We start from the raw sequence: 23,642 nt of genomic DNA, 5'->3' as shown, positions 1-23,642 counted from the left end.
CGGCCCATGGCGACGACGACTGGGATTTCAGCGACGTCACCCCGGCCGCCGCAACCGGCACCGACGGCAATGCCGCCCTGGACAAATGGCAGGATTTTTAACGACCAACTCTCCGGGGCGCTCTCCTGCGCCCCGATTATTGTGAAACTATTCGGTGAAAGCCGGACAAACGTAACTGGGTGCAGCATTGACGTCTCAGAATCTTCTCATCATCACAACTGATCGAACATTTGCCAGGTCTTTGCAGAGCCACATGGAATCCGCCTATCCCGGGATGAAGGTTCTTTTGGCCAACAACCTGATGATGGCATACAATCAGGCCGAGGCGGCACAGCCTACGTTTGCCTTTGTGGAAGACGGCTTCACCCGGCTTCCCGAATTCGAAATGATGCTTGCATTGTTTTCCGCGGTCGATACGCGCTGGGTCTCGGTCATGGACAGCCCCGGCGCCACGCCTGCGCGCACGTCCTCCCCGCTTCTGAACGTTGGCGCCGGGATTTTCGAACTGACAAAGGCCGACAGCCCGCGCGATTTCGCACAATACTACGACATGATGGTCAAGGCGCCGCGCCGCGGCGCTCCGAGCCGATCCCCCGCAGCCAGACCGGCCCCTGCGGTACGGGACTTCAAGAAGCTCATCCTGATTGGCTCTTCCACCGGCGGTGTTGAAGCGCTGCGCAGCGTTCTGGTCGGTTTCAGCCAGGATTGCCCGCCCACGCTGATCGTACAACACACCGGCAAGAATTTCGGCCCCGGCCTGGTATCCCTGCTGGATCGCATCTGTGCGGCAAAGGTTGTCGCGGCAGAGGACGGGGTGCAGATACAGCCGGGTCACGTCTATGTGGCTGCCGGTCAATCACGGCATATGGGTCTGTCCCCCCGCAAACCTATCCGTCTGCGCATGAAGGACGGACCGCCAATTTCCGGCCACACGCCCTCCGTTGACGCTTTGTTCACATCTGCAGTGCCATATGGAAAGGATGTGGTTGCAACAATCCTGACCGGCATGGGCCAGGACGGCGCAAAAGGACTTTTGGCATTGCGCAAGGCGGGTGCAAGAACTTTTGCACAGGATGAAAAATCCTCGGTCGTTTATGGAATGCCAAGAGTTGCGTGGGAAACTGGAGCTGCAGAAAAACAAGTATCGCTTGCTCGCATGGCCGGAGCCGTTCTTCAGGCCGCCAAAGCCTGAGCAGGTATTTTAACAAGGAGACCACTGCTGTGACCTCAGTATTCGCCAACACCACCTCGGTTACGATCCTGCAGGGGGAATACCGTGTGTCCAAAGATCCCTCGGTCGTATTCTCGACCGTTCTGGGATCCTGTATTGCAGCTTGCATCTATGATGCGGAAAATGGTGTGGGTGGGATGAATCATTTCCTGCTTGCCAATGCCAATGGCGGTGCTGTAAGCGCGCGCTATGGCATCCACGCCATGGAGCTTCTGATCAACGGAATCATGAAAAAGGGCGCCGAGCGTCGCAATCTGAAGGCCAAGGTCTTTGGTGGCGCCAAGATGTCGGTGAATCTCTCGGACATTGGCGCCTCGAACGCGCAATTCGTGCAGCAGTTTCTGAAGGATGAAGGCATTCCCTGCATTTCCTCCAGCGTTGGCGGCACCTCTGCCCGTCGGGTGCGGTTTCATCCCACCAGCGGCAGCGCGCAGCAGACACGGGTGGCAAACGATCGCCGTCTGGGCGAGCAGGAAGTGGCGGCAGCCCGCGCGGCACCGACACCGGCACCCGCAGCAGCCCCCGCTGGCGCAGGCGATCTGACCCTGTTCTGACAATACATGCGGGCGTCCAAAACGCCTTGAAGTCGACACAACACCTGGACCGGCCGCCCTGCGCTGCCGGTCTTTGCCTGTGGTGGAACTGGAGAGTTTTGACACTGGTTGCGCACGCGTGAAACGAGAATTAGTCCTTGCTCCGCTCCGGGGGCAGGGGTACCCCGGAAGGACACGCAACAGATCCGCGAGGCCGCCCATGATCCTGTCCCGCATTCGCCGCCGGTTTCTGGCTGCCATGCTGGGATATTGTCTGGCAGCCCTTTTCCCCACCATCGTGCAGGCCGGGCAGGTGACCGTCTTTGCCCCGGCCAGCCTGACCAACGCCGTGCAGCGCATTGCCTCGGAGTTTGAAACCGCCGCGGGCGACCGGGTGGTTCTTTCGCTGGCGGGATCCTCGGTTCTGGCCCGTCAGATCGAACGCGGCGCGCCGGCGGATGTCTATATCTCGGCCAATCCCGCCTGGATGGACCATCTGGAGGCCAAGGGGCGGATCCTGCCGAAAACGCGTTTTGATCTGACCGGCAACAGGCTGGTTCTGATCGCCCATGGAACGCAGCCCCCGATCACCCTGTCGCCGGATTTTGACCTGGTCGCAGCCCTTGGGGACGGGCGGCTGGCCATGGCGCTGACCGAGGCGGTCCCCGCCGGGATCTATGGCAAGGCTGCGCTGACATCCCTGGGTTTATGGGGAGATGTGGCCGCACAGGTGGCCCAGACCGACAACGTCCGGGCCGCGCTGGCACTGGTGGCTACCGGAGAGGCCCCGCTTGGCATTGTCTACGCAACAGACGCAAGAGCCAGCGATGCGGTCAGCGTGATCGCCACCTTTCCCAAAGACAGCCATCCCAAGATCATCTACCCCGCCGCCGCCATCGCTCCGGGGGGAAACCCCGCAGCGCTGTCGTTTCTTGATTACCTGAAAACCCCCGCCGCGCAGGCCCTTCTGGCGGAACAGGGGTTTTCCACCCTAGTGGACTGACGCCGGGATGGAGGGGCTTGGTCCGGAAGAATGGCAAGCGGTCGCCCTGTCGCTGAGGGTCTCCTTCTGGGCCACGCTGATCGCATTGCCCCTTGCCCTACTGATCGCCTTTGCACTGGCACGCTGGGCCTTCCCCGGCAAGCAGCTGCTCAACGGCCTGGTGCATCTGCCGCTGATCCTGCCGCCGGTGGTGACCGGATATCTGCTGCTTCTGACCTTTGGCACTCAGGGCCCGGTCGGCGGGCTGTTGCAGGATTTCGGGATTGTGCTGGCCTTTCGCTGGACCGGCGCCGCCCTCGCCGCTGCAATCATGGGATTTCCCCTGATGGTGCGCGCCATCCGGCTGTCGATCGAGGCGGTTGATCCCAAGCTGGAGCAGGCCGCGGCCACCCTCGGCGCATCGCGTCTTTGGGTGTTTCTGACCGTGACCCTGCCCCTGATCCTGCCGGGGCTGATCGCCGGTGCCATCCTCGCCTTTGCCAAGGCGATGGGGGAATTTGGCGCCACCATCACCTTTGTGTCGAACATTCCGGGCCAGACCCAGACGCTGCCATCGGCGATCTACGCCTTCCTCCAGACCCCTGGCGGAGAAGGTCCTGCGACCCGGCTGGTGCTGATCTCCATCGCCATTGCCATGGCAGCCCTTCTCCTGTCCGAGCTGCTGGCCCGCAAGGCCGCCAAACGGATCGGAGGGGCATGATGCTGTCGGTCGAGGTGAAACACGCACGGGATGGATTTAACCTGGATGTGGCCTTTGAGGCGCCACCGGGCATCACCGTGCTCTTCGGTCGCTCCGGTTCGGGCAAGACGACGGTGGTCAATGCGGTCGCAGGCCTGCTGCGCCCGGATGCGGGTCGCGTGGCGCTGAAGCACCGGGTTCTCTGCGATACCAAAAACGGCGTCTGCCTGCCCCCGAACCGCCGCCGGATTGGCTATGTCTTTCAGGAGGGCCGACTGTTTCCCCATCTGACCGTGCGGCAGAACCTGCTGTTTGGCCGCTGGTTCGCCCCCCGCAACGCCCCCCGCGCCGAGTTGGAGCGGATTGTCGACATGCTGGGGATCGGGCCGCTACTGGATCGGCGCCCCGGCGGGCTGTCGGGCGGGGAAAAGCAACGGGTTGCCATTGGCCGGGCGCTCCTGTCCGCGCCGGACATGATCCTGGCGGATGAACCTCTGGCCGCGCTGGACGAGGCCCGCAAGGCCGAGATCCTGCCCTACTTCGAACGGCTCCGGGATGAGACCGGCGTGCCGGTGCTTTATGTCAGCCACTCGGCCGCGGAAGTGGCCCGCCTGGCCACCACGGTCGTGGTGCTGCAGGACGGCAAGACGGTGAAACAGGGACCCGCCGCCGAGATCCTGAGCGATCCCACGGTGATGCCTGCAGGCGTGCGCGCGGTCGGCGCCTTGCTGGAAACCCGCGTCACCGCCCATCACGCCGATGGCCTCAGCGAGCTGGACGCAGGCGGCATTGCGCTGTTCCTTCCAAGGATCCCTCAGGCGCCGGGCGAACGGGTCCGGGTCCGCATCGCCGCCCATGAGGTGATCCTGTCGCGGCAGAAACCCACTGGCCTTTCGGCGCTGAACATCCTGCCCGGCACCATCGAGCAGATCCGCACCGGCGAAGGCCCCGGCGCCATGGTGTCTTTGGCAACGCCGGCCGGGCGCATTTTGGCACGCGTCACCAAACGCTCGGCGCAGGCACTGGACCTGCAGGAGGGCGGCAGTTGCTACGCCGTGGTGAAATCGGTGGCCATCGCACCCGGCGATGTCGGCGGCCCTGCCGCCGCGTCTTGAGAGCTATTACTCGGCCGCCACTGATTTCCCAGCCTTCGGCACATAGTTCAGGATCGGCGCCAGCCAGCGCTCTGCCTCGGCCATCTCCAGCCCCTTGCGGGCGGCATAATCGGCCACCTGATCGCGCTCGACCTTGGCAACGCCGAAATAATAGCTGTCGGGATGGCCGATATAGAGACCCGAAACGGAGGAACCCGGCCACATCGCCATGCTTTCGGTCAGCTCCACACCGGTTGTTGCCTCGGCATCCAGAAGGCGGAACAGGGTCAGCTTCTCGGTGTGGTCCGGCTGCGCCGGATAGCCGGGGGCCGGGCGAATACCACGGTAGGGCTCGCCGATCAGCTCCTGCGGATCAAACCCTTCCTCCGGCGCATAGGCCCACAGCTCGCGCCGCACCCTTTCGTGCAGCATCTCGGCCATCGCCTCGGCAAACCGGTCGGCAAGCGCCTTGACCATGATCGAGGCGTAATTGTCATTCTCACGTTCGAACCGCGCGGCGATCTCTGCCTCTTCGGGGCCCGCGGTCACCACGAAGCCGCCGACATAATCGGGTACCGTGCCTTCGGGCGCGACAAAATCCGACAGCGCCACATTGGGCCTACCTGCGCGTTTGGCGTGCTGCTGGCGCAGCGTGTGCAACGTGGCGAGAACCTCAGATCTGTCCTCCCCCTCGTAAAGACGGATGTCGTCGCCCGTGGCATTGGCGGGCCAGAAGCCAACCACGGCGCGCGGCGCAAACCAGCGTTCCGCGATGATCCGCTTCAGCATCTCCTGCGCATCGGCAAAAAGCCCGCGCGCCGCCTCGCCCTGTTTTTCGTCCTCCAGGATCTTCGGGTAGACGCCCTTCAGCTCCCAGGTGCGGAAGAAGGGGGTCCAGTCGATGTAGCGAGCGATCTCGGCCAGATCCCAATCTTCGATCACGCGATGGCCGGTGAAGGAAGGGGCAGGCACGGAATAGCCGGACCAGTCGATCTGCGCCGGATTGGCCCGTGCGGTGGCCAAGGGCAGGCGTTCCTTGGCGCGTTCGGCCCTTTCGTGCCGCTCGGCCACTTCAGCGTATTCCTCGCGAAGGCCCGCGACATAATCCGCCTTATTGGTTTCGGACAGGAGGTTGCCCACCACACCCACGGCGCGGCTGGCGTCCAGCACATAGACCGCAGGGCCGGAGTAGTTCGGCGCGATCTTCACGGCGGTATGCACCTTCGACGTGGTGGCGCCGCCGATCAGCAGGGGAATATCGAACCCCTCCCGCTCCATCTCGGAGGCGAGATGCACCATTTCATCCAAGGACGGGGTGATCAGGCCGGACAGACCGATCGCATCGACCTTTTCCTCGCGGGCGACTTCCAGGATCTTCTGCGGCGGCACCATCACGCCCAGATCGACGATTTCGTAGTTGTTGCAGGCCAGAACGACGCCGACGATGTTCTTGCCGATGTCATGCACATCACCCTTGACCGTCGCCATCAGCACCTTGCCCGCCGACTGCCGCCCCTCGCCGCCATTCTGGCGCTTTTCCTCTTCCATGTAAGGCAGCAGAACCGCCACCGCCTGTTTCATCACGCGCGCGGATTTCACCACCTGCGGCAGGAACATCTTGCCCGCGCCAAAGAGATCGCCCACCACGTTCATCCCGGCCATCAGCGGGCCCTCGATCACATGCAGGGGGCGTTCCGCCATCTGCCGGGCGGCTTCGGTGTCTTCTTCGATGAATTCGGTAATGCCATTGACCAGCGCATGTTCCAGCCGCTTTTCCACCGGCCAGTCGCGCCAGGCCAGATCGCGCTGCTTTTCCTCGCGGGCGCCGCCCCGGAAGCGTTCGGCAACCTCCAGCAGGCGTTCGGTGGCGGTGCCGCCCGATTTCGGCTGGCGGTTCAGCACCACGTCCTCGCAGGCCTCGCGCAATTCGGGATCGATCTGGTCATAGACCGCCAGCTGCCCGGCGTTGACGATGCCCATATCCATGCCGACCTTGATCGCATGATAAAGGAACACCGCATGCATCGCCTCGCGCACGGGTTCGTTGCCGCGGAAGCTGAAGGACAGGTTGGACACCCCGCCCGAAACATGGGCATGGGGCAGGTTGGCGCGGATCCAGCGGGTCGCCTCGATGAAGTCGACGCCGTAATTGTCATGCTCCTCGATCCCCGTCGCCACGGCAAAGACATTGGGATCAAAGATGATATCCTCGGGCGGGAAGCCCACTTCGTCGACCAGGATGCGATAGGCGCGGGCGCAGATCTCGGTCTTGCGTTCGAACGTGTCGGCCTGACCCTGTTCGTCAAAGGCCATGACCACCACAGCCGCACCATAAGCCAGGCACAGGCCCGCGTGATGGCGGAAGGCCTCTTCGCCTTCTTTCAGGCTGATGGAGTTGACCACCGATTTGCCCTGCACGCATTGCAGGCCGGCCTCGATCACCTCCCATTTGGAGCTGTCGATCATGATCGGCACCCGGGCGATATCGGGCTCCGAGGCGACAAGGTTCAGGAACTCGATCATCGCCTGTTTGGAATCGATCAGCCCCTCATCCATGTTGATGTCGATGATCTGGGCGCCGTTCTCGACCTGATCGCGGGCCACATCCAGGGCGGTGGCATAGTCACGGTTGACGATCAGCTTGCGAAAGCGGGCCGAGCCGGTGACGTTGGTCCGCTCGCCGACGTTCACGAAGGGAATGTCAGGGGTCAGGACAAAGGGTTCGAGGCCAGACAGGCACAGATAGCGGGTCATGCGGAGACCTTCCGTGGATCGAAGGGGGCGACCGCCTCGGCAATCGCGCGAATGTGGTCGGGGGTGGTGCCACAGCAGCCGCCTACGACGTTCACCAGCCCCTCGCGGGCGAAGTCCGCCACCTGCGCGGCGGTCTGGTCCGGAGTTTCGTCATATTGGCCAAAGGCATTGGGCAGCCCGGCGTTTGGATAGGCGCAGATCAGGCAGTTTGCCACGCCTGCAAGTTCAGCCAGGTGCGGGCGCATGGCCGCGGCCCCCAGGGCACAGTTGAGGCCCACGGTAAAGGGCCGCGCATGGGACACCGAATGCCAGAAAGCGGTCGGGGTCTGCCCCGACAAGGTGCGCCCCGAGGCGTCCGTAATGGTGCCCGAAATCATGATCGGCAGGCGCCGCCCGACCTTGGCAAAGCTTTCATAGGCCGCAAAGATCGCGGCCTTGGCATTGAGCGTATCAAAGATCGTCTCGATCAGGATCAGGTCGGAGCCGCCCTCGATCAACCCGTCGATCTGCGCGCCATAGGCCTGGCGCAGCTCGTCAAAACTGGTGGCACGGTATCCGGGATCGTTCACATCGGGGCTGATGCTGGCGGTGCGGTTGGTCGGTCCCACGGCGCCGGCCACGAAACGGCGGCGCCCGTCTTCGGCCTGAGCGCGATCCGCTGCCCGCCGCGCAACCTGGGCACCGGCGACGTTGAGGTCATGCACCGCCGCCTCCAGCCCGTAATCGGCCTGGGCGATCGAGGTGGAGGAAAACGTGTTGGTCTCGAGTATATCCGCCCCGGCCATGGCAAAGGTGAACTGGATATCCTCCACCGCCTGGGGCTGGGTCAGAACCAGCAGGTCGTTGTTGCCTTTCTGCGGGTGATCCGGGTGGTAGTGATGGCGACACCCCGGCCCGTGGATGTGACCGTTACCGGTGAAATCTTCCTCGGTCATGTGCAGGGTCTGGATCATCGTGCCCATCGCCCCATCCAGGATCAGGATGCGCTCGGCGGCAAGCGCGCGCAATTCGGCAAGGCAAGGATCTTCGGGCAAGGAGAAATGGAGCATGGGTACGCAATCCCGTCATCGGTTGAACCGCCTATGTAGGGGAGCGGAAACATGCATACCACTGAATTTATCTTCTATACTTTATGAGGAACGCTCATGTTGTCGGGCGCGTGCTCCCTGACCCTTGGCGATCGCCCCCTTTGCCTGCCCGGCGGAAAGACCGCTGCGGCTTGGGCAAAGCCTGCACCAGCGCCATTCATTGGCCTTGCATTGCGCCCGGGCAATGGTATTTATACAGACGTATAATTACTTCCTGCCAGAGAGCCATGAGCGAAGACCGCCGCAAATTCACCCGCGAGGCGCCTGAAGCCCGCAAGACCGCCCTGATCGAAGCCACCCTGGATCTGGTGGCCGACAAGGGCCTGCGCGGGGCAACGGTACGGGCCATCGCCGAGCGCGCCGATGTGACACAGGGTCTGATCCGGCACTATTTCAGCTCCAAGGAAGAGCTGATCAGTGCCGCCTATGACCACCACATGACCGGCCTGACCGAATTGGCCGCAAGGCTTGCCAATCGCAATGGCGGCTCGGCGCTTGAACGGCTGGCGGCCTTTGTCACGGCCTCGCTGACGCCGCCAGTGGTCGATGCCCGTTCGGTCGCGCTCTGGGCCGGGTTTCTCAACACCGTGCAACAGGATCCGGACATGCACAGGATCCATGCCAAGACCTACACGGATTTTCGCGACCGGCTTGAGGCGCTGATCGCGGATGCCCTGCGGGAGGCTGGCACCCCGATCGACGCTGCGACGCTGCGCCGACATGCCATCGCCGCGAACGCGGTGATCGACGGGCTGTGGCTGGAAGGTGGCGCCCTGCCCGAGGCCTTTGAACCCGGAGAGCTGCCGCGGATCGGCCTGACCTCGGTCGGCGCCATAACCGGATTGAATTTGCACAGCATTGCTCAGGAACAGATGGAATGACCATGAAGACAACCGATGTGATGACCCGCCTGGCCGGGCTGGGTGGCGCCAAATGGGACGTGCATTTCAAGGCGCGCGCGCTGGCCGAGGCAGGCACCGATGTGATCGAGATGACCATCGGAGAGCCGGACGTGCCGGTGCCTCAATCCCTGCTGGATACGGCCACCCAGGCCATGCAGACAGGCCGGACCGGCTATTCCGACGGGCGCGGTGAGATCAACCTGCGCAGCGCTTTGGCGGAGAATTACACCTCCCGCATGGGGCGCCGGTTTGAGCCGAACAATATCATGTGTTTTCCCGGCACCCAGACCGCGCTTTTTGCGGTCATGGCCGGTGTCGCGCAGCACGGCGACGAGGTGCTGGTGGGCGATCCCATGTATGCCACCTATGAAGGCGTCATTCGCGCCACCGGCGCCGATATGGTGCCCGTTCCCCTGCGCCCCGAGCATGGGTTCCGCATGCAGGCCGAAGACATTGCCGCCCGCATCACCCCGAAGAGCCGCGCAATCCTGCTGACCACGCCGCACAATCCCACCGGGTCGATCCTGACGCGTGACGATATTGCCGCCATTGGCGCGCTGGCCCTGAAGCATGACCTCTGGATCATCTCGGACGAGGTCTATGCCGATCTGGTCTTCGAAGGCGCCACGTTCACCTCGCCCCTGGCACATGAGGAGATCGCCGATCGTGTGATCGCGGTGTCCTCGCTGTCGAAATCCCATGCCGCCCCCGGTTTTCGCAGCGGCTGGTGCGTGGCCTCCAAGGCCTTCTGCGATGCGCTGTTGCCCTTTGCCGAGACCATGCTGTTCGGCAACCAGCCCTTCATTGCCGATATGACGGAACAGGCAATCCGCGAAGGATCGCCGGTGGCACCGGGCATGGCGGCGCGTTTCGCGGCGCGGGCCGCGCGTCTGGCGGATCAGCTGCATGCGCAAACCGCGCTGCGTGTGCACCGCCCCGAGGCCGGCATGTTCGCAATGATCGATGTCTCGGCCCTGGGACAGGACGGAGAGACCTATGCGCTGGATCTGTTGCAAAACGGCGGGGTGGCCGTGATGCCGGGTGCCTCCTTCGGGGAGCGCCTGAACGCCTGGGTGCGGGTGGCGCTCACCATCGAGGATGACCGCTTTGACAGCGCGATTGCCCGCATCATTGCCCATGCGCAAGCCGCCAAACAGGCCGTCGCATGAGCACCCATCACACTAGCACCCTTGGCGAACAGCTGGTCGCCGGTCTGAAGGCGCGCGGGGTAACCTGCGTCTTCGGGATACCGGGCGTTCACACGGTGGAGCTTTACCGGGGACTGGCAGCCTCGGGGCTGCGCCATGTCACGCCGCGCCATGAACAGGGCGCAGGCTTCATGGCCGATGGCTATGCCCGCGTCACGGGCAAGCCCGGTGTTGCCTTTGTCATCACGGGGCCGGGGCTGACCAACACGCTGACTCCGATGGCGCAGGCGCGGGCGGATTCGGTGCCGATGCTGGTCGTTTCGGGTGTCAATGCACGCCCTTCGCTGGGCCGGGGGATGGGCCACCTGCACGAGCTGCCCGACCAGCACGCTCTGGCCTCGACCGTGGCGTTGGTGTCTGAGCATCTGGACGATCCAAAGGCGCTGAATACGGCTCTAAACAAGGTTTTTGAGCCATTTTCAACAGGACGCCCCGGGCCGACCCATATCCAGATCCCGCTGGATGTCGCCGGACTGGCGGCCGATGAAGTGGCCGCGCCGACCCGCTCTCAACAGAACCGTCCCGACCCCGATCTTGTCACCCAAGCGGCAGAGCAGCTGCAAGAGGCACAGCGCCCGCTGATCCTTGTCGGCGGCGGTGCCAGGGAAGCTGGCGAGGGACTGCGCACCCTTGCGGAACGGCTGAACGCGCCTGTGGTGCAAACGGTCAATGCGCGCGGATTGCTCCATGCCCATCCCCTGTCGGTTCCGGCCAGCCCCAGCCTGTCAGCAACCCGCGCCCTGATCGCAGAGGCCGACGTGGTGCTGGCCCTTGGCACTGAACTGGGGCCCACGGACTACGATATGTACGCCACCGGCAGCATGCCGAAGATGGCCCATCTGATCCGTGTCGATCTCTGTGCGCAGCAACTGGCGCGCCATCCGGCGGACATCGCCGTTCACTGCGCGGCAGGGGTCTTTACCGATGCTCTGCTTGCGGCCCTTCCTGACGGGAGCGCTGAGACAGGCGGCGCAGATCGCGCGGCCAAGACCCGCGTGGCGGCGATAGAGGAACTCGGCCCGGACTACCGCGCGCAGGTCGAAATCCTGAACGCCATGCGCGATGCGCTGCCGGGGTCGATCATGGTCGGGGACTCCACCCAGCCGATCTATGCGGGCAACCTCTACTACGATCACGACCGCCCCGGCGGCTGGTTCAATGCGGCGACCGGATATGGCGCGCTTGGCTATGGCATCCCCGCGGCCATCGGCGCCGCAATCGGCGCAGCGGGGCAGCGGGTCCTCTCGATCCTTGGCGATGGTGGCGCCCAGTTCACCCTGCCGGAAATCATGGTGGCGGTGGAAGAGCGCCTGCCGGTCACCTTCGTGATCTGGAACAACCACGGCTACCGCGAAATTGCCACCTCGATGCAGGATGTCGGCGTCACGGTGGTGGGCTGCGATCCGACCCCGCCGGATTTCGCCGTCACGGCCAGATCCTTTGGCATCCCCCATCGGGCGGTCGGCCCAGACCCCGCGCTGGTGGCCGCGGCGCTGAAGGCAATGCCGGGGGATGGCGGCCCGTCGATGATCGAGATACTCGCGCCCTAACGCCGCGCGCGGGGCAGTTTCGCGCTCCAATAGGCGCCGCTGTCCTGGCGCAGGTCTTCGTATGATTCGATGCGGCGGCGCGCCTCCTCGCCACCCGCCTCGATCAGGTGGGTCAGAAGACACTCCAGCACTGCCATGGCGCCGCCATAGGCGCCAAAGGCATGGATCGAGTTGGAGGAGACCGCCAGCACGTGATCGGCGTGAATGCCGGGTGCAATGACTTCGCTATCCGAGATCAGCACCACCTTGGCCTTGCGCTCTGCCGCCATGCGGAGCGCCTGGATGGTGCCGGATGAATAGGGCGCAAAGGTGATCGCGATCAGGCAGTCCTGGTCCGACAGATCGATCAGATCATCGATGGCCGAGCCCATGTGGCGCGGCACAAGATCAAGATCCGGCAGTGCCATGCGCCCCACGTAGTGAAAATAATGCGCCAAGGCATAAGAGGCGCGCGTTGCCGTCACATAGCATCTGCGCGCCCCGGTCAGGGTCTTGACGATGGCAGCGGTGCGTTCGGGCGTCATAAGGCGCAAAGAGCGCGCGACGATATTGATTTCATTGCGCGCGGCGCGCGCCTGCAGCGCGGCGGCGGGCGCGCCTGAACTCTGCATCTGGGTCAGCCAGTCTTCGCCAAGGCCCGCCTCCTGCCCGGTGACAAGGTCGGCACGAAAGGGGCTGCGCAGCGCCTCGAAACTGTCAAAGCCAAGGAATTCGGCCAGCCGCACCAAGGTGTTGGCGCTGATCCCGGCCTTCTGGGCCGTCACACGGACAGGGTCGAGCGCAAAATCGCCGGGGTTGTCGATGATGTATTTCGCCGCCGTCGCCAGTTTCGGCGGCATCTCGGAGATCCCCGCCTTCAGCGTGGCAATCAGCCGAGTGGTCTGTTTCGGGTCAAGCTGCGGATCCATGGCATGACTAAGACCAAAGGTGTGCCCAATGGCAACAAAAAATCATTTGTTCCAGCACAATGACCCTTATCCGCGCGAGGCCGTCCGCCGCAACACATCCCCCAGGCTGGAGGCGGCAAAGAGCACCGCCGCCAGGCAGACAATCGTCGGTCCGGTCGGCGTGTCAAAGGTGAAGGCCAGCTGCAGCCCTCCGAGGGCAGACAGACCTCCGATGCAGGCGGCGATCAGCGCCATGCGTTCGGGCGTGGAAGCAAAGGGACGCGCCGTGGCCGCGGGGATCAGCAAAAGCGCCGCGATCAGCAGAACTCCGACCACCTTGATCGCGACAGCCACCACAAGGGCCAGTGCGATGGTCAGCACCATCTGCTCTCGTTTCGGATCAATGTCGGCCGCATAGGCCAGATCCGGGTTCAGCGTTGCCGTCAGCAGCGCCGACCAGCGCGCCCACAAGAGCAGCAGAACCAGTGCCGCGCCGCCCCAGATCACCGCCAGATCGACCCGGCCCACCGCCAGGATATCGCCAAAGAGATAGGTCATCAGATCGACCCGCACCCCTTGCAGGAAGGAGACTGCCACCAGGCCGAAGGCCAGCGAAGAATGCGCCAGCACCCCCAACAGCGTATCCATGGCATAGCCGCGGTTGCTGAGCGTCGAAACCGTGGTTGCCATCACCAGCGAAGTGACCAGAACGCCCGCAAAGATCGAGGTGTCAAAGGACAGGGCCAGCGCCACACCCAGAATCGAGGCATGGGCAGTGGCATCGCCGAAATAGGCCATGCGGCGCCAGACCACGAAACACCCCAAGGGTGCCGCGGCCAGGGCAACACCGATCCCGGCCAGCGCCGCGCGGATCAGGAAACTGTCGAGGAGGCTCATCATGACGCCCTGTCCTTCTGGGCAGGACCGTGATCGTGATCGCAGTCCGGGCCATGATCGTGGGTGTGATTGTGCTCGTGCCGGTACAGCGCAAGCGCGCCCTGCGTTCCGGTTCCGAACAGGGCCCGATATTCGGGCGCCGAGGCGACATGTTCGGGCTCGCCCTCGCAGCAGATATGACCATTGAGACAGATCACCCGGTCGGAAGCGGCCATCACCACGTGCAATTCATGGCTGACCATCAGCACCGCACAGCCCAGTTCGGCGCGCACTTCGGCGATCTGTTGATAGAAGGCGGCAGAGCCCGGCTGATCCAGACCTTGCGTCGCCTCATCCAGGATCAGCAGTTGCGGATCGCTGAGCAAGGCGCGCGCCAGCAGCACGCGTTGGAACTGGCCACCGGACAGGCCCGACATCTGCCGCTTTGCCAAAGGTCCGGCACCCGCCTGATGCAGGGCAGCGTCGGCACGGGAGTCGCTGACCCGGTTCGGCAGGCTCAGAAACCGGCGCACGGTCAGCGGCAGGGTGGCATCGATATGCAGCTTTTGCGGCACGTAACCGATGCGCAGGCCCGGCGCGCGGGTGACATCGCCCCGGCTCGGTTTCAAGGCACCGATGATGCTGCGCAACAGCGTTGACTTGCCCGATCCATTGGGGCCGACCACGGTCACGATCTCGCCCGGTTCGATGCAGAAGTTCACATTGGACAGGACCGTATTGCCGCCGTATTGCACCGACAGGCCCTTCAGCGCCACAAGGCTCATGCAGCCTCTGCCTTCTGGCACTTGGGGCAGATGCCTTCAGCTTCGACCACCGTACGCTCGATCACAAAGCCGGCCGCCCGTGCCGCATCGCCCAACTGGCCCTGGGTCGGATCGGTGTGCACCTCGGCCACGGCGTTGCAGATCCGGCAGATCATGAAAATGGGCGCGTGTTTGTCGCCGGGATGGGTGCAGGCAATAAAGGCGTTCAGACGTTCGATCTTATGAGCAAAGCGGTTCTTCACGAGGAAATCCAGCGCCCGGTAAGCCACCGGCGGCTGCGAACCCAGCCCCTCTTCGCGCAGGCGATCCAGGATTTCATATGCGCCCAGCGCGCGATGCTCCTGCAACAGGATTTCCAGCACCCGGCGGCGCACCGGTGTGAACTGCAACCCCCGCGCCTTGCAATCCGCATCCACGGTGGCAATGCAGTCGTGGATACAACTGCTGTGATCATGGGTTTCAAAACCGATCGTTTCCATCGGGACCGTCTCCGCGCGGGCTGGATTGCAGGGCGTCGTTTTACACTTGATATGTAATGTTATGACGCTTATCAAGCCACGTGATGTTATATAATTACACACTTCCAACAAGAGGACTGTGGGAATGAAAGGCAAATCATACGCGGCGGCGCTTCCGCTCGTGTTCGGTGGCAGCATGGCCTTGGCGGATGTTCCTCGGGTTGCGACCGATATCGCGCCTGTGCATGGGCTGGTGGCGCGCGTGATGCAGGGCGTCGGCGAACCGGATCTGGTGGTGCAGCCCGGGGCCTCGCCCCATGGCTACTCCATGCGCCCCTCCGAGGCGCAGGCACTGGATCAGGCGGATCTGGTGGTCTGGGTGGGTGAAGCCCTGACACCCTGGCTGGAAGGCCCGCTGGAAACACTTGCCTCTGATGCTCATGTGATCGAGCTGCTTAAGGCCAAAGGAACCCTGACGCTGGAGTTCCGCAGCGGCGCAACCTTCGAACAGCACGACCACGGTGATGATCATGAAGACCATCACGACGACGACCACGAAACCCATGACGATCACGATGATCATCACGCGCATGAAGACGAGCACGGCCACGATGACCACGCGGATCATGACGGGCACGACGACCATGATCATCAAAAGCATGATGATCACGCCGGTCATGACGATCACGAGGGGCATTCCCACGACGGCACCGATCCCCACATCTGGCTGGCACCGGCGAACGCCCAGACCTGGCTGACGGTGATTGCCGAGGAACTGGCCGAACTGGACCCGGACAACGCCGACGCCTACCGGGGCAACGCTGATGCGGGCAAGGTCGAGATCGAAGCGGCGGTGCAGCAGGTGAATGCAACGCTTGAGCCCTTCCGCACACAGAACTTTATCGTGTTCCACGACGCCTATCAGTATTTCGAGCACAGCTTCGGACTGTCCTCGGCGGGGGCAATTTCCCTAGGCGATGCATCGGATCCCAGCCCTGCGCGGATTGCGGAAATCCGGGACGCGGTGGCAGACCATGGCGTGACCTGCGTCTTCTCAGAGCCGCAATTCAACCCCGGACTGGTCGCCACTGTTCTGGATGGCACCGGCGCCAAAACCGTGGTGATCGATCCGATCGGAACCAAGATCCCGCTGGGGCCGACCTTTTACACGGATCTGATCACCGGCCTGGGCAATGCGATGGCCAGCTGCAAATAAGCCAGGACATGAAACAGGTCAGAGATGCTCTGGCCTGTTTCCTTTCAGACCCGATCCTTGACCAGATGGGTCAGGGTGGCGCCGGTCTCGTAATAGGCTTGCCGTAGCCCGGCAAAGGGCAGGCTATGGCTCTGAACCGGACGCACGGGGAGACAGCTATCGTCCCCCGACACCAAGGCCTGCGCCATACGGGCCCCGAACAGGGTGCCCGGCCCGATCCCACGCCCCGAATAGCCGAAACAGGCATACCCGCCGTCCAGCGCTTGGATCTTTGGCAGGTGCTCGGTGGTCATGGCGATACGGCCAAACCAGGTCTGTCGCAGGGGCGTGTCGGCAAGGTCCGGAAACAGGCTATCAAGCTTGCGCCGTAACCAGTTCAGGTGAATGCCCTTGCCGATGTGATCCAGGGCCCCCATGGCACCGATAATCAAACGCCCCGCCTGATCGCGCCGCCAGGAGGACATCACCAGCGCCGAATCCCAGCACCCTTCCAGCCCCGGCAAGATCCGCGCCAGGACTGCATCCGGCAATGGATCGGTCGTCGCCTGGAAGTAATGCACCGGGATCACATCCGGCGTTTGCAGCCCCTCGATCTGCAGCGCATAGCCATTGGTGGCCAGGATCATATGCCGCGCGCGGATCCGTCCCTGTGGCGTGGTGATCTGCCAGCTATCTCCGCTCCGCGTCGCACTGAGGGCCGGTGTATCACAATGGAGCCTCGCCCCTGCGGCAGAGGCCGCGCGCGCCAGACCGCGCGCATAGGACAAGGGCTGGATGGTGCCTGCGCGCGGATCGAACAGCGCCCCGTAGACCCGCTGCGATCCCACCCGCGCCTGCGCCTCCTCGGAATCGAGCAGACGCACCGGCGCGCCGATGGCGGTCAGCTGCGCGAACCGGCGCTCCAGATCCTTCATGCCCGATGGCGCATGGGCACAATGCAGGGTGCCCTTGTGGACCGGCTCACAGGCGATCTGATACTTTTCGATCAGCCCGTAGACCATATCCGGCGCTGTCGCCAAAAGAGCCGACAGGCGCCGCCCACCCGCTTCACCAATTTCGGCGTTGATATCCTCGGGCGGCAGCCACAGCCCGGCATTGGCCAGACCCACATTGCGACCCGACCCGCCGCCGCCGAAACTGCCTGCCTCGATCAGCCTGACGTCGGCGCCCATGGCCGCCGCCTCCAGCGCGGCGGAACAGCCCGTGTAGCCGCCACCGATGACCACCAGATCGGCGGTGACCTCTTCGCTCAAAGGAGGGGCAGAGACCTGCTCCCGGCAGGTATCGTGCCAAAGGCTTGACGACAGGTCAGATGTCAAATGCGCTCCCCCGTTCCGGATGCCGATCTCATATCGGCGATACCCCATTCCGCCACCGCTGCCGAGAGGAAAAACATCGTCCCCGCGCCGGCCAAGGCCCATGGGCAATGCAGAGCCGGATTCCGTGCAGGCCTGCGGCCAGACCGGGCATATCGTGCTCTATCGTGGAGCTCTTGGATTTTCTCTGCTAAGGTCGCTGACGCCGGAAAGACACGTAGCTTGGATCTCATGACCACCGCCAGTGACACCATTGCCCCCGCCTGCGAGACAACAGTGTCCCCGCGCAAGGAGGCCAAACAGCGCCGCTCCCGTGTCAAAGTCGAAAAGATCCTGGATACGGCGCTGACCATGCTTTCGGAAGGATCCGCCGACAAGATCACCACCAATGCAATCGCCAAACACGCGGGCATCAGCATCGGCAGCCTCTACCAGTTCTTCCCGAACAAGGAGGCGATTTTCTACGAGCTGTTTCAGCGCTGGCTGGTGCAAACACTGGATGCCCTGGATGCCGCAACCCTGCGGATGGAGGCAGGAGACCCCAAAGAGAAATGCGTGGACGCGATCCTGGACGCGCTTTCGGGATCGGCCGAGATCAACTCTCCGGGACATTGGCAATTGCGCCGCGCCATGGGCAGCTCTCCCGAGCTGGCGGATCTGGAGCAATCGCACCTGCGGCAGATCGTAGAGCGGATCAAGGCAATGCAGACCAAGCTGGGCTGTTTTCCGCCCGCGGAACTGGCCGATGATCTGGCCCTGCTGCAAAATCAGACCGCCATTGCCTGCCTGCAGGTCCTGGCGCAAACGGTCACTTCCGGAAACCAGGAGCAGGTCCGCGGATGGTGCCGCAAATTGCTGTTGCTGGCCTTTGATTACCAAGAGCTGTCCTAGACCTAGGAAGCCCCCTCGCCTCGCCTGATAGTGCTATCACCGGCAGGCCCGGGACGAGCCGATTTGATTCCACCCTCCTCTGTCATTCAAGAACCAGTCCTCCTACGCCGCTGGAGGGATATGATTATATTATTGTATTTAATGAATGTTTTCATTTTTGTGAGCATATGCTCATTTTAGTTGAAGTTCCTGATTAAATCACTCTAGTATCAGCCTGATTTCGAATATTGGACGCAAGGCAAACAGGCATGTTGGAAACCAGGACGGATCTGCGCGGCTGCGGCGCGCAGCGCCACAGACCCGTTGCGCGGGTCTATGCGGCGCTGACCGGGCTCTATGTGGCGCAGGCCATTCCGCTATATCTGGTGGCTGCCGCCCTGCCGCCCATCCTGCGGGCGCGCGGCGCTGTCTTGTCGGTGATCGGGGGCCTCAGCATTCTGATGCTGCCCTGGGTGGTCAAGGCGTTCTGGGCGCCCTGGATCGACCGGCTGTCGCAACATCCGCGAATTGGCCGCAAGGGGGTGATCCTGGCGGCCCAGCTGACAATTCTTGCCGTGGTCGCGCGCCTGGCCCTGTTGGATCCGATTGCCGATATCGGGTTGTTCTTTCCGCTTCTGTTCCTGATGTCACTGGCCTCGGCCACGCAGGATATCGCCTCAGACGGCTACGCGGTCGAACATCTGCCGCCGCAGGCGCAATCGGGCGGCAATGCCATCCAAAGCAGCGCCGTGGCCGCAGGGGTTCTTTTCGGCGGCTCCGGCACGTTGGTCCTGTATGAACTTGCAGGCTGGCAGACGGCCGTCCTGACCGCAGGCATATGTTCGATGATTGCCGTCACCGCCTTTCTGACCGTCCCCGAACATCTGGGACGCAGGATCGACACCGATCTTGCCCAACAGCAGCAGCGCCCCCGGCTGCGCCGCTTCTTTGCCCGCCCCGGCGCCTGGGCGGCCCTGGGGTTTGCCCTGATCTTTCGCCTGCCCGAAGGGCTGATCAAGGCGCTGGAGCAGAGCTTCCTGGTGGATGCCGGGTTTTCCCTGTCGCTGATCGGCCTGATTTCCGGCGGCTCGGCGGCTGTGGTCGGGCTGGTGGGTGCCGGCCTTGGCATGCTGGTCATCAATCGCTGGGGCTTGGGCCTGTTCTTTGCCATGCTGGTTGCGCTGCGCACCCTGATCTTTGCCCTTTTTGCCCTGGCTGCCATGCAGGGGATGCCGCATGAGGTGCTGGTCGCCCTATCCATGGCCAATACCTTTTGTCGCTATATGGAGATCACCGGGCTTTACACCGCCTTCATGCGGGTCTCCTCCCTGTCCCAGGCCGGGACCGATTTCACCATTCTCTCCAGCGCAAACCTGCTGGTCTATATGACCGGGTCGATGGCGGCCGGGGTGATGGCACAGGCCCTGGGATATGCGCTCGTGTTCTGGACGGCCTGCGCCCTGTCGCTCGTCACCGGCATGGCAGCGCTGGTTCTTCTCGCAAAATCACACCCGGAGCGCACCAAGCTGCACAAGCCAGCCTGATCGGCCAGCCACTCCGGAGGACACCAACCAAAGGAAACGTCAATGAGAACGAATAACCTGCTGCTGGCTGGCAGTGCGCTGACCACCCTTTTTGCTGCGGCACCGCTGGCAGCCCAGGAGGCTGATGGATCGGTGGTCGTATTGGACCCGATCGTGGTGACGGCGTATCGCAGCAACTCCGAAGCCTCGGCCATTCCCGGCACGGTCCAGGTCATCACCAGCGCCGATCTGGAGGACCGGATCGCCACCGGCGACACCCTGGAAAAGCTGCTGTCGGACCTGGTGCCCGGCCTGTCGGTCTCCAACGGGACGGTCTCTGGCGCCAGCCAGACCCTGCGCGGCCGCAACATCCAGATCCTGATCAACGGCGTGGCCCGCACCAGCGAGCTGCGTGGCTTTGACCGCGAGTTGGCCCTGATCAACCCCAACTCGGTCGAGCGGATCGAGATCATCAAGGGTTCCAACGCCCAGTTCGGAAATGGTGCCACCGGCGGTACCATCAATATCGTCACCAAACAGGCGGGCGACGTGAACCAGACCGAGGTGATCACCCGGCTGTCGGCCCAGGATGAAGATCCTTCGGGCAGCCTTGGATATGAGCTGTTCCTGGCCCATGACCGGCGCCTTGATAACCTGGGCCTGCGGCTGGAACTCAACACCAAGGGCATGGGAGACCGTTACGACGGCGCAGGGCGCCAGTTGCCCTCTGACCCGCTGGTGGGCCAGGGCGGCGGTGACAACAACCGGAACTACGCCCTGGGCATTGCCGCCGACTATACCGTCGATGCCCATCGCTTTGACCTGAGCCTGGATGTGAACCACTACGAGCAGACGCCGGAGTTCTTCTCCAACTACCTAACCAACCCGGTCGGCGTCGACACGACGCAGCCCTATACCGGAGCGCCGGTGAAGGATGAAACCAATGCGCTGACGCTGAAATACCAGAACTCTGCCCTGGCCATCGGTGAGTTGGAAGTGCAGGCCTATGCCACCGACAACAGCCGTCAGGCCGCCTTTGTGCCCGCAGGCATCGCCAACCCGCTCTATTACCCGGTGAGCACAGTCAACCCCGCGCAGAACCCGCTGGCGCAAAGCCAGCTCAACACCGAAACCTATGGTCTGCGCTCGACCGTCCGGTCGCAGATCGGCGCCGGAACCCAGCTCACCTGGGGACTGGATCTGGGCCGCGACGATGTCCGCCAGACCCTGCTGGACGGTCAGGACGTGATCGCACCGATGACCCAGAACAGCGTCGCCCTGTTTGCCCAGGTCGACGCAGAGCTGGGCGATTTCGAACTCTCCGGCGGGCTGCGCTATGAACGTTTTGACCTCAGCGTCGACAATTTCACCCGCCCGGATGCGGTGCAGCTGACCGCGGGCGGCCCGGCCGTGCTGCCTGCCGTCACTGTCGTCGGAGGCGATTTCGAGTATGACGCCGTGGTGTTCAACCTGGGCGCTGTCTACCACCTGACCCCGGCCACCAGCCTATTCGCCGGTTTCTCGCAGGGCTTCTCGCTCCCGGATGTGGGCGCCTTCACCCGCCGCGCCATGGCGGCGAACCCCTTCCTGCCGGGGCAGACCGTGTCCTTTGCCTCGATCGGGCCGGATGCGCAGATCGTGGATACCTTTGAACTGGGCCTGCGCCACAGCGGCAACCGCTTCCAGATCGAGGCCTCGGCCTTTTATGCCGAATCCGACGAGGGCACCGTCTTCGACTCCGCCACCAATACCATCACCCAGCAACGGGAAGAGACCTGGGGTGCCGAGGCCATTGCCGATTTCGCGGTCAATGATGCGCTGAACCTCGGGATCGCCGCCTCCTTCACTGAAGGGCGCACCGATACCACGGGTGATGGCAGCACCGACAGTTGGCTGCCGAACAACCGGATCGGCGCTCCGATCAAGGCCACGCTCTATGGCGACTACATCTTTGCCAACGGCCTGCGCCTTGCCGGTGAGGTGGTCTATACCGGCGAACGCGGCAAGCCCGGTGTTCAGGTACTGGAGGAGACCACCCGCGTGAACCTCCGCATGGCCAAGAACATCGGCCCGGGGGAATTCAGCTTTGCCGTGGACAACCTGTTCAACACCGACCAGCTGAACCCGACCGGCACATCCGTGCGCACCAACCCCCTGACTGGGCAGCTCATTCCGGTCGCCGATGAAGGGCGGAGGTTCTGGATCGGCTACTCCATGACCTTCTGATCACAGGCCAGACAGCCGGGGCGACGCAAACAGCCGTCCCGGATCCAGGCGATCACGTCCGCATGCGGAGAAAGAAAAAGCGCGGAGCCGAAACTCCGCGCCCATCTATCTTCGTCTTTTTACCTGCCGTGATCCATGCCGGACCTCAGGCGTCGCCCCGCAGGTTGCGGGCCGAGGCGGTCATCTCGTCATATTGGCCAGAGGGGCGGAATTTCCACAGGTAATCCGGCAGGACCGGCCCCATCAGCGACGGTTTGATCCCCAGATCGGCAAAGCCCTTGGCACCGTCAGAGACCACATTGTCACGGCCGAGGTTCTTCAGCTGATCGCGGGTCAGCACCTTGTTCTCGATCAGCTGGAAGCTCACGAACTGCAGGATGTCAAAGCCAAGCGCCACGATCCCGGCCACGAAACGCGGCAGCGACAGGACGATACGGCGGCGGTGGATCACCTGCAGCATGTCCTGCATCAATTCGGCAAATGTCTTCACCTCGGGGCCGCCCAGCTCGTAGACGCCCGGTTCGGCCTGGCCCAGAACACCGGCGACCGCGGCCCGTGCCACATCGTCCACATAGACCGGCTGGAAGCGGGTTGCGCCGCCAGCGATCGGCAGGATCGGCGACAGGCGGGTCATCCCGGCAAAGCGGTTGAAGAACTGATCCTCGGTGCCAAAGATGATCGAGGGGCGCAGGATCACCGCGGACGGGAAGGCCGCCTGCACGGCTGCTTCGCCTTCGGCCTTGCTGCGGGCGTAATCGCTGTCGCTTTCGGCATCGGCACCGATGGCCGACAGATGCACCAGCTGATCCACACCCTGGTCGGCTGCGATCCGTGCGATGCGCCCGGCGCCTTCGGCCTGAACCGCGTCAAAGGTGTTCTTGCCCAGCTCGTTCAGCACGCCGACGCAGTTCACCACCGCATCCGCGCCCTGCATGACCGCAGCGACAGAGGCATCATCGCGAATGTTGCAGAAAACCGGTTCGACCTGCCCCGGCACCCCGTAGGGCTTTACGTGCATCGCTTCATTGGGACGGCGCACCGCCACGCGCACGCGCCAGCCTTCCTTGGCCATGCGGCGCGCAATGTAGCGACCGACAAAACCGGATCCGCCATAGATCGTAACCAGCTTGGACATCTTTTGGCTCCTACAGTTGCTCCAGATCCGATCTAGCGGCCCGGATCATTTCAAACAAGGCGCAAATCTCGACTCGAACCGCAGTTTCATCATAAATGACAGCCATTCAACCGGGTGTTTGACCGATCTGCCCTGCGTGGCAGGACCCAGTCAGGCCGATCCTGAGCCATCGCGACCTATGGGTGCAAGAATCCGTTTGACGCCCCTGCCGCCGATGCGTATACGCCGCTTCACGACACCTGCCCAGGTGGCGGAATTGGTAGACGCGCTAGCTTCAGGTGCTAGTGTCCGTATGGACGTGGAGGTTC

20 protein-coding genes are annotated in these 23,642 nt (G+C 63.3%); 12 read left to right on the top strand and 8 right to left on the bottom strand.

From position 1 onward, the window contains the following. Positions 1-253: 253 nt before the first annotated feature. From PXK01_RS20850 to modC, 5 genes are all read left to right on the top strand, one after another. Complete coding sequence (locus PXK01_RS20850) at positions 254-1,192, top strand: CheB methylesterase domain-containing protein (RefSeq protein WP_274861584.1); 939 nt, start codon at positions 254-256, stop codon at positions 1,190-1,192. A 29-nt stretch (positions 1,193-1,221) separates the two neighbouring features. After that, entirely contained in the window at positions 1,222-1,785 is a 564-nt protein-coding gene (locus PXK01_RS20845; protein WP_274861583.1) for a chemotaxis protein CheD, read from the top strand. Positions 1,786-1,984: 199 nt separating this feature from the next. Then, positions 1,985-2,767 carry a molybdate ABC transporter substrate-binding protein gene (gene modA / locus PXK01_RS20840; protein ID WP_274848821.1) on the top strand — a complete coding sequence of 261 codons (783 nt, stop codon included), beginning with the start codon at positions 1,985-1,987 and terminating at the stop codon, positions 2,765-2,767. A 7-nt stretch (positions 2,768-2,774) separates the two neighbouring features. After that, a complete protein-coding gene (gene modB / locus PXK01_RS20835; RefSeq protein WP_274848820.1) occupies positions 2,775-3,467 on the top strand; it encodes a molybdate ABC transporter permease subunit in 693 nt (230 codons plus the stop codon). Continuing rightward, positions 3,464-4,561: a molybdenum ABC transporter ATP-binding protein gene (modC, locus tag PXK01_RS20830; RefSeq protein ID WP_446728393.1), complete on the top strand. Its 1,098-nt coding sequence runs from the start codon at positions 3,464-3,466 to the stop codon at positions 4,559-4,561. The genes modB and modC overlap by 4 nt, the downstream gene beginning before the upstream one ends. Before the next feature lie 6 nt (positions 4,562-4,567). Here modC and metH read toward each other — a convergent pair whose 3' ends face one another. Then, a complete protein-coding gene (gene metH / locus PXK01_RS20825) occupies positions 4,568-7,294 on the bottom strand; it encodes a methionine synthase (protein WP_274848819.1) in 2,727 nt (908 codons plus the stop codon). After that, positions 7,291-8,343 carry a homocysteine S-methyltransferase family protein gene (locus PXK01_RS20820; RefSeq protein WP_274848818.1) on the bottom strand — a complete coding sequence of 351 codons (1,053 nt, stop codon included), beginning with the start codon at positions 8,341-8,343 and terminating at the stop codon, positions 7,291-7,293. The genes metH and PXK01_RS20820 overlap by 4 nt, the downstream gene beginning before the upstream one ends. A gap of 266 nt (positions 8,344-8,609) precedes the next feature. Here PXK01_RS20820 and PXK01_RS20815 point away from each other — a divergent pair, with 266 nt between their 5' ends. From PXK01_RS20815 to PXK01_RS20805, 3 genes are read left to right on the top strand one after another with little or no spacing between them, the layout of a single operon-like run. After that, positions 8,610-9,263: a TetR family transcriptional regulator C-terminal domain-containing protein gene (locus PXK01_RS20815; protein ID WP_274848817.1), complete on the top strand. Its 654-nt coding sequence runs from the start codon at positions 8,610-8,612 to the stop codon at positions 9,261-9,263. 2 nt (positions 9,264-9,265) lie between these two features. Next, entirely contained in the window at positions 9,266-10,453 is a 1,188-nt protein-coding gene (locus PXK01_RS20810; protein WP_274861587.1) for a pyridoxal phosphate-dependent aminotransferase, read from the top strand. Continuing rightward, complete coding sequence (locus PXK01_RS20805) at positions 10,450-12,042, top strand: 5-guanidino-2-oxopentanoate decarboxylase (RefSeq protein ID WP_274848816.1); 1,593 nt, start codon at positions 10,450-10,452, stop codon at positions 12,040-12,042. Before PXK01_RS20810 ends, PXK01_RS20805 begins: the two co-directional genes overlap by 4 nt. Here the strand turns inward: PXK01_RS20805 and PXK01_RS20800 are convergent. From PXK01_RS20800 to PXK01_RS20785, 4 genes are all read right to left on the bottom strand, one after another. After that, positions 12,039-12,950, bottom strand: a complete 912-nt coding sequence (locus tag PXK01_RS20800) for a MurR/RpiR family transcriptional regulator (RefSeq protein ID WP_274848815.1) — start codon at positions 12,948-12,950, stop codon at positions 12,039-12,041. The genes PXK01_RS20805 and PXK01_RS20800 overlap by 4 nt on opposite strands. Before the next feature lie 66 nt (positions 12,951-13,016). Next, the gene (locus tag PXK01_RS20795; protein WP_274861586.1) at positions 13,017-13,826 is read right to left on the bottom strand and encodes a metal ABC transporter permease; all 810 of its coding nucleotides are present in this window, start codon (positions 13,824-13,826) and stop codon (positions 13,017-13,019) included. Continuing rightward, positions 13,826-14,590, bottom strand: a complete 765-nt coding sequence (locus PXK01_RS20790) for an ATP-binding cassette domain-containing protein (RefSeq protein WP_274861582.1) — start codon at positions 14,588-14,590, stop codon at positions 13,826-13,828. The genes PXK01_RS20795 and PXK01_RS20790 overlap by 1 nt, the downstream gene beginning before the upstream one ends. Continuing rightward, positions 14,587-15,069 (bottom strand): Fur family transcriptional regulator, encoded by a 483-nt coding sequence (locus tag PXK01_RS20785; RefSeq protein ID WP_274848812.1) that lies wholly within the window; start codon positions 15,067-15,069, stop codon positions 14,587-14,589. The genes PXK01_RS20790 and PXK01_RS20785 overlap by 4 nt, the downstream gene beginning before the upstream one ends. A gap of 124 nt (positions 15,070-15,193) precedes the next feature. Between PXK01_RS20785 and PXK01_RS20780 the strand changes: the two genes are divergently transcribed. After that, positions 15,194-16,264, top strand: a complete 1,071-nt coding sequence (locus PXK01_RS20780) for a zinc ABC transporter substrate-binding protein (protein WP_274861581.1) — start codon at positions 15,194-15,196, stop codon at positions 16,262-16,264. Between the two features lie 44 nt (positions 16,265-16,308). Here the strand turns inward: PXK01_RS20780 and PXK01_RS20775 are convergent, their stop codons facing one another. Beyond that, positions 16,309-17,583 (bottom strand): NAD(P)/FAD-dependent oxidoreductase, encoded by a 1,275-nt coding sequence (locus PXK01_RS20775; protein ID WP_274861580.1) that lies wholly within the window; start codon positions 17,581-17,583, stop codon positions 16,309-16,311. A gap of 228 nt (positions 17,584-17,811) precedes the next feature. Between PXK01_RS20775 and PXK01_RS20770 the strand changes: the two genes are divergently transcribed. From PXK01_RS20770 to PXK01_RS20760, 3 genes are all read left to right on the top strand, one after another. Then, complete coding sequence (locus PXK01_RS20770) at positions 17,812-18,471, top strand: TetR/AcrR family transcriptional regulator (RefSeq protein ID WP_274861585.1); 660 nt, start codon at positions 17,812-17,814, stop codon at positions 18,469-18,471. A gap of 248 nt (positions 18,472-18,719) precedes the next feature. Continuing rightward, positions 18,720-19,994 carry an MFS transporter gene (locus PXK01_RS20765; RefSeq protein ID WP_274861579.1) on the top strand — a complete coding sequence of 425 codons (1,275 nt, stop codon included), beginning with the start codon at positions 18,720-18,722 and terminating at the stop codon, positions 19,992-19,994. Between the two features lie 42 nt (positions 19,995-20,036). Further along, a complete protein-coding gene (locus PXK01_RS20760) occupies positions 20,037-22,199 on the top strand; it encodes a TonB-dependent receptor (RefSeq protein WP_274861578.1) in 2,163 nt (720 codons plus the stop codon). Positions 22,200-22,344: 145 nt separating this feature from the next. Here the strand turns inward: PXK01_RS20760 and PXK01_RS20755 are convergent, their stop codons facing one another. Beyond that, entirely contained in the window at positions 22,345-23,334 is a 990-nt protein-coding gene (locus PXK01_RS20755) for a complex I NDUFA9 subunit family protein (protein WP_274848807.1), read from the bottom strand. Between the last annotated feature and the right edge of the window lie 308 nt (positions 23,335-23,642).

The organism is Phaeobacter sp. PT47_59 (assembly GCF_028890025.1).
In the GTDB taxonomy this organism is placed as follows: Bacteria; Pseudomonadota; Alphaproteobacteria; order Rhodobacterales; family Rhodobacteraceae; genus Phycobacter.
The sequence above is the reverse complement of the archived record's forward strand: the minus strand, read 5'-3'. Positions and strand labels throughout refer to the sequence as shown.